Here is a 13,834-nt window from a genome sequence, read left to right on the forward strand (position 1 = left end):
ACAGATGCACTGGGAACACAATATTGCGTTGTACCAAAGACAAGTTGCAACTGTTGAACAACATACCAAATGGGTTGATCTCGAAATAGGGCAAGACCAATCACCAGCCATACCACATGTTCAGCAGGGAGTTTTCTCTTTCGGATAGATGCCTTGCCTGTTTCTTTTAAACAAGCTTCGATCCAATTTAAATCAATGAGTTCATTGAAATGTGAGAGTGAGGGTAATGTTTGTTGGAGTGTTAAATCTAAATGATGTGATAAATTCATAAAAAAAATGAGTGTATTTGCATACACTCATTTTTACAGCAATTTGCATTTTTTTGCTTAACTGACTGGCATTAGCTCTGATGAGCCGCTTTTTTCACATCAACTCAAATTATTGAGCTGCTGGAGCTGTAGGCTGAGCAATTACAGTACGACTACCAGTGATCGCTGCAAATACACGACGGTTCATTGCACGACCTTCTTTTGTATTGTTGTCAGCGATCGGTTGATCCCATGCAAAACCTTGAGTACTCAAACGTGATGCATCTACGTTGTATTCATTTACAAGTGCAGATTTAACAGAGTTTGCACGTGCTAAAGATAAACGTTCATTTAACTTACGTGGACCAGTGTTGTCTGTGTGACCTTCAATACGCGCTGTTGCATTTGGATACTCAGAAAGTTTCTCTGCAACTTTTGCAATTTCAGGTTTGTATTGTGGTTTGATGTTTGACTTGTTGGTATCAAAGAACACGCGAAGTTCCATGTTCAAGTCTTCAGTCAACTGTTGAGGTTGTGGTTGAGGCTCAACAACAGGTGGTGGTGTTACAGGCTGTACATCAACAACTGGAGCAGCAGGTTTCAAGTGACCACCAATCACAACGTTCAAACCAGCAAGTGCAGTATAGTTCCAGAAGTCTTCATCGATGTTATAAGTTGCACGTGCTTCAGTACGAAGTGACAATGCATCATTTAAACGCCAAAATGCACCTACACCTGCGTTTGCAAGCGTACCTGCTTCTGAATTACCACGTGTACCACGAGGAACATCTGTAAAGTCATATTTATAATGACCAGCACCAACCAATACATAAGGTTTGATTTTGCTGTCATAGTTTTTAGTGATCAAATCAGAGGTCGCAATAAAGTTACCATTGATTTGTTTTTGTTTGTATTCAGCACCCGGAGCGCCTGTAACACCGTCAACATCACCTTTCACTTGAAGGTATTCAGCTTCAAAGCTTAACCATGGTGTTAATTCAACACCCAATGCTGCGCCGACAGCTAAATCGTCTTGCATTTCGCCTTGGCCAGCTTTTGAGTTAAGTAAATGATCATTTCCATTATTATGTTGAGTATCTTGGAATGTATAACCAAGTAACAATGGCGTAACGGTTACACCAGCATTTGCTGCAACAAATGGAGAAGCAGCAAGCAATGTAGCGAGTGCAATACGATTTAATTTCATGGATATCCTCCAAAGGAATAATGACTTTAATTTCAACCTAAAACGTTCATACACCTGATCAACCGTATATCTTACAATTTAGGTTTAAACCGATGTAGAAATTGAAGAGAATCAGTTACTAAATTCATGCTCGGCATTATTGATAAATTTGTTTACAATTTCCGTTGCATTTCAGTAAAATTTCGCTCAACTTTTATTAACAAATCAAGTATATAAACTACTATATTTTTACAAAATATATAAAAATACAAATTATTTATTAAATAACAATGCTTTAAAAAAGGAACTTGTTGTGACTCAACACCACAAAGGACTAACATTAATTGAGTTAATTATTGTCATCTTAATTATTAGCATCATCTTGATTTCTGCACTTCCTTTCTATAATACATTCCAAGCACGACAAGAATCTCAATTGATCGCGGTTAAATTACGCATGCATCTACAACAAGCAAAAAATAATGCAGTTTTATATCGTAGTAATGTTGTGATTTGCTCAAGCGAAGATCTAAATAGCTGTAGCGATTCTGCTTGGGAAACAGGCTTCATCTCATTTTTGGATATCAATCAAAATCGTAATTTAGAACAAGATGAACGTATCCTAAGTCGCTATTCTACTCAGCTACGTTATGGGAATTTACGTTGGCAAGGCAGCCTAAATATACCTCGTATTATATTTCGCGGTGACACTGGTTTACCACGAGGCTCTATGGGAAGTTTTTATTATTGCAGTACTCACGATGCACAGCATAATAAAATCATTTTAGGTTCAACAGGCATCCCACGAAATGAAATCATGACCAGTTGTTAAGACGTGTCCTCATTTGGCTATGCACCAAATAATATACAAACAATAAAAAACCATAAACTGATGAGAAAAGACCACAACAAAACGAGCAGTCCATTCATATTGATCACCATCTGGGTATTTTTCTACATCTACTCTAAACTCATGCACCATCATCAACTTAAAAATCTAAGAATAAAAAAAGCTGGAACGAATCCAGCTTTTTGATTTCAGCAATTAAGCCCCAGTTTGATAACCCGATTGCGGAACTGCTGTTGAAATTTGGTATGGGTTGGTAAAGTCTTTCAAGCCAGCCGCAGCTTCTTGAATATCCTTCCCTTCTTTCACGACAAAACTATCGAATCCTGAACGTTTTAAGTAGTTCAAGACATCTTTAAAAATATCACCGACTGCACGCAATTCACCTTGATAACCTTGGCGACGTAACAATGCAGCAAATGAATAACCACGACCATCATTAAAACCAGCAAATTCAACAAAAATTGTGTCGAGCTGATCTAATGGATAGCTATGCGTTTCAGGAGAATCATCGACCGTAATATACAACGCTTTTTTGCCTTGTACTTGGCTAAGTTGATCTAACTGCGCTGTGGTCAAAACCACATCACCTTGTGGCACTGAACCATCTTCAGCAATCGCTTGATAACTGTTGTCCTGAATCGTGCCATCTTTAAATAGCACAGGTAAGGCTAAATTAAGCATATGCACGCTCCTTAAATGGTTGAATTCCCACACGGCGGTAAGTTTCAATAAACTCTTCGCCTTCTTGACGTAGGTCAAGATAAGTATTCAAAATTTCTTCCACAATATCAGGGACAACATCGGCTGCAAATGATGGCCCTAAGATGTCACCAATTGAAGCATCATGGTCTGAGTTACCGCCCAAAGTAATTTGGTAGAACTCTGCACCTTTTTTATCAACACCCAAAATCCCGATATTGCCCACGTGGTGGTGACCACACGCATTCATACAACCTGAAATATTTAAGTCTAAATGACCCAAGTTATAGACTGTATCTAAGTCTTCAAAACGGCGGGTAATCGCTTCTGAAATTGGAATTGATTTTGCATTTGCCAATGAACAGAAATCACCACCTGGACAGCAAATAATATCGGTAATATAACCAATATGTGCGCGTGCCATGTCAGCATTTTCCAAAGCTTGCCACAATACAAACAAATCTTTTTGTGGCACGTCAGCGAGAGAAATATTTTGCTCATGCGTCGTACGTAATTCACCAAAGGTATATTGATCAGCTAGATCTGCAATAAAATGCATTTCTTCTGTAGTCATATCACCAGGTGCAACGCCTGCACGTTTCAAGTTAATGGTCACAATACGATAACCTTGCACTTTATGTGCATTGGTATTGACGTTGAACCATTGTTTGAATTTTGGATATTGTGCAAAAATTTCAGTGAAATCTTCGTCAGGCAAATCTTGGTAGTCAAATGGTGTAAACACAGCATCCATTTTTGCCAAGAATTCAGGTTGAATTTTCAGTGGCTCACGCGTATGCGCAAACTCAGCTTCAACTTTTTCAGCAAAGACTTCAGGCGTCATCGCTTTAACCAAGATTTTGATACGTGCTTTATATTTGTTGTCACGGCGACCATGCAAGTTATAAACACGAAGTACCGCATCTAAATATGCAATCAAATCTTCACGTGGCAAGAATTCACGAATCACACTACCAATCACAGGTGTACGACCTAAGCCACCACCAACTTTGATTTTATAGCCGATTTCGCCTGCTTCATTTTTCACGATATAAACACCAATATCATGGAATGACGTTGCAGCACGGTCTTTTTCTTCAAGTGCAGACACTGCAATTTTGAACTTACGTGGCAAGAATGCAAATTCAGGGTGGAATGTACTCCACTGACGAATCAATTCACAGGTTGGGCGTGGGTCTGCAATTTCCCCTGCCACAACACCCGCATATTGGTCGGTTGTGGTGTTACGAATACAGTTACCTGAAGTCTGGATGGCATGCATTTGAACAGTTGCCAACTCAGTCAAGATATCTGGTACATCAACCAGTGCAGGCCAGTTTAACTGGATATTTTGACGAGTCGATACGTGTGCATAACCACGGTCGTATTCTTTGGCAATCTCTGCGATTTTGCGCAGTTGCTTCGAGTTCATCAGACCATAAGGCACGGCAATACGTAACATTGGCGCATAACGCTGTACGTATAAACCATTTTGCAGACGTAGTGGACGATATTCGTCTTCGGTCAGTTTTCCCGCAAGGTAACGTTCTGTTTGATCACGGAATTGTGCAACTCGTTCATTCACCAGTTGCTGATCGAAATCAGTGTATAAATACATGGCGTTCAGCTAGTAAGTTCAATTTAACTGCCATAGCATAAAGGGCTTTAATTCATCAACAAAATGTTTTTTTTACATATTTAATAGCGGTTTTACTGATAAAGCGTTTTCAGCAATAAAAAAGCTGACCTCAGACGAGATCAGCTCTTTTTACAGCGTGTATTTCAAGGCTATTTAGAATGGTGCATCAATGTCTGCAACGCCCACAAGTTTATGATTTACAAATTCTTTAATGCCTAGACCAATCAACTCACGACCATAGCCAGAGTGTGCAACACCACCAAATGGTAAGTCTGCTTTCACCATAGTTGGGTGGTTAATGAATACCATGCCCGTATAGATTTGTTTTGCAACTTCAACACCACGCGCATGGTCTTGAGTAAATACCGAACCACCTAAACCGAATGGCGTGTCGTTGGCAATACGGATTGCATCTGCTTCATCTTTAGCACGGTACAACTGTGTTACTGGGCCAAAAAATTCCCAATGACGTGCTTCATTGTTTTCATGTAAGTTAGTCATCAGAAGCGGCTGGAAGAATGCACCCTGTTCTGGAACTGGCGCACCAATCAGTTCAACTTCAGCACCTGCCGCAATCGCTTGCTCAACTTGTTTTTTCAAGTCATCCGCTGCTTTTTGTGAAGACAATGGCGCAAGTGTAGTTTCAGGATCCATTGGATCGCCTGCTTTGAGTTTTGCTACACCTTCTTTATACAACACCAAGAACTGGTCATAAATCGCATCAACCACAATCAAACGTTTAGACGATACACAGACCTGACCTGCGTTCCAGTGACGACCCATCACCGCCCAATCTACAGTTTTTTGTAGGTCAGCATCTTCAAGTACCACAAAGGCATCTGCACCACCCAACTCTAAAGTAGATTTTTTCAGCGCTTTACCTGCTTCTGCTGCTACGATTGCACCCGCAGCTTCAGAACCAGTTAACGCCACGCCACAAACACGGCGATCGTTGAGAATCACCGCAGTATGTTCATGCGCCAAATATAAGTTTTTAAATGCACCTTGAGGCAAACCTGCTTCAAGCATCAATTCTTCAAACACGTTGGCACTTTGTGGCACATTTGACGCGTGTTTTAACAGAATCGTGTTACCTGCTGACAGTTGTGGCGCAATGATCCGTGCGATTTGATAGAACGGGAAATTCCACGGCTCAACCGCAAGCAATACACCTTGCGGCTCATGGTATAGGGTTGCTTCAACGCCTTGTGCATCCGTTGGGAGTTGTTCTGGTGCTAATAATTTTTCGGCATGCTTTGCATAATATTCTAAAATTTCAGCCGACAAGATGGTTTCAAGCTTCGCTTCAGTAAATAGCTTACCCATTTCAAGAGTTAAGTATTTTGCATATTTATCGGTTTCGTTGCGCAAAATACTGGCTGCTTTATTTAAAATTGCAGCACGTTGTTCAAAACTGGTTTCTTTCCAAGCCAAAAAGGTTGTATACGCTTGATCAATCGCGCCAAGCACTTCTTCCTTGCTTGCAGTTGCAAAAGTTTTTAAGGTTTCACCAGTATATGGATTGACTGTAGCATAAGCCATTTGTTACGTCCTTCTATTATGACCCAGCACTTATATTACGTGGGTAATTCAGTGCAGTTATCTGACCTTAAAGATCAAATTTTAGTAAAACATTGATAAATATAAAAATATACTTAAAGCAAGTTCTTCTATTTTTTAACAAATTTAACGGATCAACTTCGCCTACTTTTTCCCTACTTTTTTACAAAGGAATCGCTGCAAATACAAAAAATGCCCACCGAAGTGAGCATTTTAAAATCATCATGAATCAGTAATACTGATTATTTTGTATCAGGTAAGGCATAAGCCACAAGGTAGTCGCCCATCTTGGTACCAAATGAGCCATGACCGCCTGCCATAATCACAAGGTATTGTTTACCATTGATTTCATAGGTCATCGGTGTTGCCTGTCCACCTGCAGGTAAACGTGCTTCCCACAGCTTATCCCCGTTACTCACATTGTAAGCACGGATATAGTTGTCTTGAGTTGCAGCAACAAACATCACGTTACCTGCAGTTGAAATTGAACCACCCAAACCAGGTACACCAATTTTCAGTGCTGGTAACTGGAACAATTTTGGCAAGCTGTCACGAATCGTACCAATCCGTTTTTTCCAAACCACTTGATGGGTATTTAAGTCCACACCTGCAACATAACCCCATGAAGGCTGCTTACAAGGTAAACCAATTGGTGACAAGAAGGCTTTGATTTCAACACCATAAGGCACACCATACATTGGTTGAACACCTTGTTCAGTCCCTGCACCTTTAGCTGTTTCTTTACGGTTTGGATTTTCAGGAATCAAACGGCTGATAAACGGTAGACCAATCGGGTTCATGACTGCAACCTGACGATCTTGGTTGACAGACATACCACCCCATTCGAACACACCCAAGTTACCAGGGAATACCAATGTGCCATTCACAGATGGTGGTGTATAAATACCATTGTAATTCAATTTCTTGAATTCGATACGACACATCAACTGGTCAAACATGGTTGCACCCCACATGTCTTTATCTGTCAATTTCGCTTGTGGTGCTAAATCGAGATCAGAGAATGGTTGGGTAGCAGAATAACGTTCGCCTTGAGTTTGTGGACCATGTTCAACTGACTGAGGTACAGCACGTTCATGAATCGGTACAATCGCTTTACCTGTACGGCGATCCAAGACGAATACATTACCTGTTTTGGTTAACACATAAATCGCTGGAACTATTTGACCATCTTTGGTTTTCACATCCGCAAGTGATGGCTGAGATGGTACGTCCATATCCCACAAATCGTGATGTGTGGTCTGGAAGTGCCAAATCAATTTACCTGTGGTTGCATTCACCGCCAACATTGAGTTTGCATAACGCTCTTTCAACTCATTACGGTCACCACCCCAAATATCTGGCGTACCTACACCTGTTGGAATATAGACAATATCCAGTTTCGCATCATAAGCCAGTGGTGCCCACGCATTTGGTGAGTTATTCACAAAGTTTGTATTTTGACCTGGTAATGCATTTGGATCTTGTGCACCCGTATCAAATGCCCACAACAATTTACCTGTATTGACATCGTAACCACGAATCACACCTGACGGCTCTTTGTTTGAGTAGTTATCCGTCACAGAACCCGCAATGATAACCGTAGTTCCTGTCACAACTGGAGGTGAAGTTGGGTTATAACCGCCTGCATAAGCGTATGGCATATTAGCTTGAAGATTCACTTCACCATTGTTGCCAAAGTCAGTACAGCGTTGACCGTTGTCTGCATTGATTGCAATTAAACGACCATCGTTGACTGGCAAGAAAACTTTACGCGGGCATTGCGCTGAACTTGAAGTTTTATGCTGCAAACTTGCTGAAAAACCTTGAGTATTGTTGGCATCAAAATAAGACACGCCACGGCAAGTCAAATGCTGAAAGCTTGGATTGGTTTGTAATTTTGGATCGAAGCGCCATTTTTCTTTACCTGTTGCAGGATCAAGTGCGATCAAGAACTGGTGTGTGGTACACATGTACATGTTATTGCCAATTTTGATTGGCGTCACCTGATTGGTGGTTTCACCCGAGTCATTACCCGTTTTCAAATCACCTGTACGGAATGTCCATGCCACTTGTAAATTTTTGACTGTTTTGTCATTAATTTGCGTCAATGGAGAATAACGAACACCACTCTGCGTACGACCATATGCAGGCCAGTCACTTTCAGCAACACCTGAAACCGCTTGTGCTTTCGCAGGTTGCTGATTGGTAATCGTACCGTTAATTTCTTGTGGATCATTAAAGATCGAATACGCCATCACTAAAATGGCAAGTACAAGGGTTGAACCCAATGCAATACGACTCGATTTTACGGACTGAATGCCGCGCGTTGCCGCAGGGAACAGCAATAAAATACCGATTACACCTAAGATGTCATAGCGCGGTACCAATGCCCAGAAGTCAGAACCCACTTCCCATAGCCCCCAAATCGTGGTGGCAAGCATAAGAGCGGCATAAACCAGTAACGAAACCGCAGAATTACGTAATAATAAAATTGCAGAAACCAGTAAAACCAGACCTGCAATCACATAGTAAATAGAAGCGCCCAAGAATGCAGCATATGCACCGCCAGCCAGAAGAATTAAACCAATCAGGGCAATCACAATTGCCATAAAGATTTGAAACCCTGAACGTTGTGAGGGTTGACTCATAAACACACCTCGGAGTTTTTCAAGTCTGCGCCAAAACAAATGCTTTAGAAACACAAAAGCCCAAGGCATTTGCTTTAACCCAGAAACGATGATCTTTTGATTAAACAAGAACACACTGCAATGTAAATGCAAAGCTCAATTTTGTTCATATTTTGCACAAAATTGAGCGCTTGCAGTGCAATAAAGAATTGAAAAGAAAATTAGAATGCGGTGATAAACTTAATCCCACCCACCCAAGCGTTATTGCCATTATTAAGTGCGCCGACATGGCGAACATATTGAATATTTGGTCGAACAGTCAGCCAATTGGTTGCATGAATACCGTAGTACAATTCAGCATTGTATTCATTACTGAAGCCTTCGGCACGCTTATGAATTCGTGCAACACCCAGTGCAATTTCATCTTTAGGACGAGCATCCATTAAGCCTGTATAGCTTACTGCAAGGTTTTGCATATTAGATACTTGACCGTCATCGGGATTACCTGAATCATGATCAAATTCTGTCACGTTAGCCCATACGGTTAAGCCACGACTAACATCACCTTGATGTGCTGTTAATTGTTGTTTCACTGAAATCCAACCACCTTGCTTGTGGTCAATTGCTGTGCCATTTGATGATTTATTGACTGTGCTATACAAATAACCCAGACGATATTCACCAGGAAGATTTTGTGCAGTCAATTTTGGCTGCCACACGATCTCAGCAGGAATCAAAGCACCATCAGAGCCGTCAGTGCCTAAGTTAAAGCCTTTGTTACGATGCAGATTCTCATCGTTGTGCTCAAATGCACCAACTTGCACAAAAAGGTTAGGCTGCAAGTTATACTTCACTCGCACAGCCCATTGGCTTACAGGCCAGTCATACCACTGATCACCAGCCCATTTACCCATTTGAGCGCCACACAGCGCAAGGTTTTGGAAGTCACAAGCAAAGCTATTGAATTCCTCACCCTCACCAAAACGACCCACTTTGATGTCTAGCTTTTGGTCAAAGAATTTTTTCTTAATCCAAAAATCAGTTAGACGCCAAGTTTGTCCACGTCCCCATACTTCTTGAACTGAACTTAATTGTCCGCGTAAAGCATCAGAGGTATGGCTCAAATCACGACCATGACGTTCAGTCACTGTAATTTGGGCTTCTGTGTCTTGCCAACCTAAAATTTTGTTCAAATCCAGATGAGCGCCCAAACTCACCTGACCTGCATATTCTGTACCGTGACTTGAGGTATTTTTTGAATCAAGTACGTTGGCTAACTCTCCTGTATAATCCAAAGAGAAGTCATATCCCTGTTCCTTTAAAGCCGTCCGTTGACCATTCCAGTCCCCCAACATATATGGACTGTCTGCGCTAAAAGCATCAGCCGCATGTGACTGAGCTGCAAGAAAAACCATGAGAGAGCACATGGATACTTGTGAAATAAAAGCAAAGCTACGCAACACTTAAACTCTAAGTTGTTAATCAAAGGTGGTAGGATACTATTATTTTTGTAAAAAATGTTGAAGCTTTTGTTATCGCTCTCTAATCATGAGATTGTTCAATGAATATTCATAATTTAAATACTTAAAAAATTTAATTATTTTTAAACATCAATAAAAATCAATTGTTTATTTTTTGATAATTATTTTTTGAATTTTCTAAAAAAATAATTACTATAAAATAATGCACTATTTTAGCTCGTATTTATCATATTTAAAAATACCAAACATATTGATCAGGTTTTATGCAAAATATGGTTTCCAATTAGATGTCATGAATCGCGTCCAATCTACAAATTAAGCCAAAAACAATGTCATATTCCGCCATTTCAGCGTTAATTCGCAGCAAGTAAAATAGATTCCCCTTTACAGACTATGTAAATTGCCTTAATAATTTTTTATCTTCTTTTAGGTCAATTATTTGTGAATATCAAAGCGATTGAAGGAATCAATGTCAGCCGCGACACGATTAGTATCCATTTCGTGAATGCAGCTTTGACTGGTGTGAAAAGACTGGGCATGGATGTCGAAACTCTCCTTTCACATGTCGGCATCGAAGCTGAATTACTCAAACAACCTAAAGCGCGCGTTTCACCTGAACAGTACACGCGTTTTATTCAAATGCTGTGGATGGTGACCCAAGATGAACATGCCGGTTTCTCAACTGAACAGCGTCGTTTAGGTACTTTTGCCATGATGTGCCAATTGGTCATTCATGCCAAAACTTTAGGACAAGCACTTGAACTTTCAGAACAATTCTATCGCTTATTCCGTGATGACTGGTTTATTGCGATTGAACGCGATAAACATGAAGCCCGTCTTGTTCCACTGATTCCTCGTGAACTTGACCCTGACCACTTCATGACAGAAAGCATGCTCATGATTTGGCATGGTTTAGCATCTTGGCTAATTGACCGCCGTATTTCTTTGGAACGTGTGAATTTTGAATATCCACGTCCTGAACAAGCCGAAGAGTATGACGCATTATTTTTTGCGCCATTGATGCAATTTAATACATCACGGACTGAAATCACCTTTGCTGCTGATTATCTCGATTTACCGATTCGTCAAGATGAAGCAAGTTTGGAAGAATTCTTAAAAGTTGCACCCGCCCAACTTCTAGTGAAATTTAAAAATATCAATTCATTGACCACACGTATTCGTGATGTGCTAAAAAGTCATATTGGCGAAGAAATGCCAACGCTCAACGATGTGGCTTCTATGCTTTATCTTTCACCACAAACTTTGCGTCGCCGCTTGGCTTCTGAGGGCAAAAGCTATCAGGGCGTCAAAGATGCATTACGTCGCGATGCTGCAATTCACTTGCTGTTACAACCTAGCCTGACGCTTGAAGATGTTGCTCAGCAAGTCGGCTTTAGTGAAACCAGTACTTTCCACCGTGCTTTCAAGAAGTGGACAGGCGTAACACCTGGCTTATATCGTCAGCTTCATGGTTCACTTTAATTTCAGCACTCAATCTCAGGCGCAATACCTGAGATTGACAAAATCAAAAATACTACTGAATGATTAGCAGCGACAGCCTGCACGATCTTGGTCGACCAACTCATTTTCTAGCAAGCGTTGTAAACTCTGCTGCTGAATCCCATACATCTGTTTCAGTGCTTCAATCTGCGCCATGATTTTCGTATCAGGTTCTGTCACTTCTTTACGTCTGACCGCCAAAATCATCTTATTTTTACTGGTGTGCTCTAACGCAACAAACTCAAAGACTTTGGTTTCATAACCATAGGCTTCGAGCAATAATGCGCGAATGCTATCGGTCAGCATTTCAGATTGCTGTGCCTGATGAATGCCATATTGCAACATCGGTTTTAATACTTCAGGACTTTTGAGTTGTGGGCGCAACTCTTTATGACAACATGGCGCGCACATAATCACTGAGGCGTTCAGGCGAATACCACAATGAATCGCAAAATCAGTCGCAATATCACAGGCATGTAATGCGATCATCATATCTAAATGTTCAGGTTGATAACTACGGACATCTCCCTGAAAAAATTCAAGCTGATCAAAGTGATTTTTGTCAGCCACTTTCTGGCAAAACTCGACTAAGTTATCGCGCAGCTCTACCCCTGTGATTTTGGGTTGCAGTCCTTGCTTGAGCAAATAATCATACATCGCAAAGGTCAGATACCCTTTTCCAGAGCCAAAATCAACCACATGTAGCGCACGATCTTGAGGGGTAATCTGCTCAATCGCATTCGAAAAAATTTCAATAAATTTATTAATTTGCTTCCATTTTCTTGCCATGCTTGGCACAAGCTGAGCTTTCTGATCGGTAATACCTAAATCTTGCAAATATGCACCATCTTGATCGATATAGCGCTGCTTTTCTCGGTTATGCGTGTGTTGTGCCGCTGCAACTTGTTTATTTTGACTGCGCGTTAAAATCACTTTCTTCTTGGTTCTTTTCAGTTGCAGCTCCTCACCGTCGATGAACAAATTGGCTTGTTTACAATTTGAAAGAAGCGATTCAACACAGGCATATGCTTCTGCAAAATCATAATTCTTGGTGACATCTTGAGTTTTATACTGATATACCGCACTCAATTTTTGCTGTTGCTGAATCTCGACAACCCGAAAACTGATTTTATCCAACTCGGCAATTTCACCCTGATACTGACTCAATACCAAACGCTGAAACTGATGATCATTAAATGCTGTCTGTAATTGGGCAAGCCATTGTTGTTCCTGTTCAGAACGCTGAGTCAGTGTGGACATAATCACAACCTAAAGAAATTTACAAATCCATTTTAATTGTTCTTACCTTAAATGCAAAATTGAATTAATATACAAGTGTATTTTTAATAAAAGTTCAATTTTAAGCATGCCTCAAATCACCACTTATGATTCCACAGAAGAACGCTTCAATGTTATTACTCATGGAATCGGTGCTGTTATTGCAATGATTGCCAGTGCGTTATTGCTCTACAAAAGTTCCTTTCTAGCAGCCAGTGAATGGTTCAGTTTATGGGTTTATGCTTTTAGCCTGATGATGATGCTGGCTTGCTCGACCCTATATCATTGGGCTAAAACTGAAGCAAAACGTCATTGGTATAAAAAGCTCGATCACACTGCTATTTATTATTTAATTGCAGGGACTTACACACCTTTTTTATATTTAAATATTCCGACTGCCAAAGCACATTATTTACTGATCGCATTATGGGTGATTGCCGCGATGGGTACTGTGTTTAAACTTTGTTTTGCACACCGTTTTGCCAAAATTTCCTTGGCAGCCTACTTATTAATGGGATGGTTTGCTGTGCTGATGATGGATGATATGCAACAGTATCTCCCACAAGGCTGTCTTCGACTATTAGTCATCGGTGGTCTCGCCTACACGGTAGGTGCATTGTTTTATGCCCTAAAAAAGGTAAGATATACCCATGTTATTTGGCATATTTTTGTACTGATCGGCGCAGGATCACATTTCTTGGCTGTTTATCTGTACGCTTTTTCTTAACACCTGTCTTTTATTCGTAGTAACCCTGCTTAAAAGTGT

11 protein-coding genes are annotated in these 13,834 nt (G+C 40.6%); 3 read left to right on the top strand and 8 right to left on the bottom strand.

Features of this window, described 5'->3' with window-relative positions; translation table 11 throughout:
- Together GBN19_RS01520 and omp38 are read right to left on the bottom strand one after the other, a co-directional pair.
- A partial coding sequence (locus GBN19_RS01520; protein WP_171494412.1) for a transposase domain-containing protein occupies nucleotides 1-269 on the bottom strand: 269 nt, incomplete at its 3' end.
- Between the two features lie 109 nt (nucleotides 270-378).
- A complete protein-coding gene (gene omp38 / locus GBN19_RS01525) occupies nucleotides 379-1,455 on the bottom strand; it encodes an outer membrane protein Omp38 (protein WP_151776907.1) in 1,077 nt (358 codons plus the stop codon).
- 292 nt (nucleotides 1,456-1,747) lie between these two features.
- Between omp38 and GBN19_RS01530 the strand changes: the two genes are divergently transcribed.
- Nucleotides 1,748-2,266 (top strand): GspH/FimT family protein, encoded by a 519-nt coding sequence (locus GBN19_RS01530; protein WP_151776908.1) that lies wholly within the window; start codon nucleotides 1,748-1,750, stop codon nucleotides 2,264-2,266.
- A 213-nt stretch (nucleotides 2,267-2,479) separates the two neighbouring features.
- On the opposite strand, the gene GBN19_RS01535 is transcribed toward GBN19_RS01530, so the two are convergent.
- The 5 genes from GBN19_RS01535 to GBN19_RS01555 all read right to left on the bottom strand — a co-directional run bounded on the left by GBN19_RS01535 (nucleotide 2,480) and on the right by GBN19_RS01555 (nucleotide 10,224).
- Nucleotides 2,480-2,965, bottom strand: a complete 486-nt coding sequence (locus tag GBN19_RS01535) for a DUF934 domain-containing protein (RefSeq protein WP_151776909.1) — start codon at nucleotides 2,963-2,965, stop codon at nucleotides 2,480-2,482.
- A complete protein-coding gene (locus GBN19_RS01540; protein WP_151710107.1) occupies nucleotides 2,958-4,601 on the bottom strand; it encodes a nitrite/sulfite reductase in 1,644 nt (547 codons plus the stop codon). The genes GBN19_RS01535 and GBN19_RS01540 overlap by 8 nt, the downstream gene beginning before the upstream one ends.
- 174 nt (nucleotides 4,602-4,775) lie before the next feature.
- Nucleotides 4,776-6,164 carry an NAD-dependent succinate-semialdehyde dehydrogenase gene (locus tag GBN19_RS01545; RefSeq protein ID WP_151776910.1) on the bottom strand — a complete coding sequence of 463 codons (1,389 nt, stop codon included), beginning with the start codon at nucleotides 6,162-6,164 and terminating at the stop codon, nucleotides 4,776-4,778.
- A gap of 260 nt (nucleotides 6,165-6,424) precedes the next feature.
- Nucleotides 6,425-8,830 (bottom strand): glucose/quinate/shikimate family membrane-bound PQQ-dependent dehydrogenase, encoded by a 2,406-nt coding sequence (locus GBN19_RS01550; protein ID WP_151776911.1) that lies wholly within the window; start codon nucleotides 8,828-8,830, stop codon nucleotides 6,425-6,427.
- Between the two features lie 200 nt (nucleotides 8,831-9,030).
- Nucleotides 9,031-10,224 carry a carbohydrate porin gene (locus GBN19_RS01555; protein WP_228271186.1) on the bottom strand — a complete coding sequence of 398 codons (1,194 nt, stop codon included), beginning with the start codon at nucleotides 10,222-10,224 and terminating at the stop codon, nucleotides 9,031-9,033.
- Between the two features lie 531 nt (nucleotides 10,225-10,755).
- Here GBN19_RS01555 and GBN19_RS01560 point away from each other — a divergent pair.
- Nucleotides 10,756-11,772 (top strand): AraC family transcriptional regulator, encoded by a 1,017-nt coding sequence (locus GBN19_RS01560; RefSeq protein ID WP_228271190.1) that lies wholly within the window; start codon nucleotides 10,756-10,758, stop codon nucleotides 11,770-11,772.
- 63 nt (nucleotides 11,773-11,835) lie between these two features.
- Here GBN19_RS01560 and GBN19_RS01565 read toward each other — a convergent pair whose 3' ends face one another.
- Complete coding sequence (locus GBN19_RS01565; protein WP_151776913.1) at nucleotides 11,836-13,050, bottom strand: class I SAM-dependent methyltransferase; 1,215 nt, start codon at nucleotides 13,048-13,050, stop codon at nucleotides 11,836-11,838.
- A 106-nt stretch (nucleotides 13,051-13,156) separates the two neighbouring features.
- Here GBN19_RS01565 and trhA point away from each other — a divergent pair, with 106 nt between their 5' ends.
- Nucleotides 13,157-13,795 carry a PAQR family membrane homeostasis protein TrhA gene (gene trhA / locus GBN19_RS01570; protein ID WP_151776914.1) on the top strand — a complete coding sequence of 213 codons (639 nt, stop codon included), beginning with the start codon at nucleotides 13,157-13,159 and terminating at the stop codon, nucleotides 13,793-13,795.
- The last annotated feature ends 39 nt before the right edge of the window (nucleotides 13,796-13,834 follow it).

Source organism: Acinetobacter brisouii (assembly GCF_008993995.1).
Lineage (GTDB): Bacteria > Pseudomonadota > Gammaproteobacteria > Pseudomonadales > Moraxellaceae > Acinetobacter > Acinetobacter brisouii_A.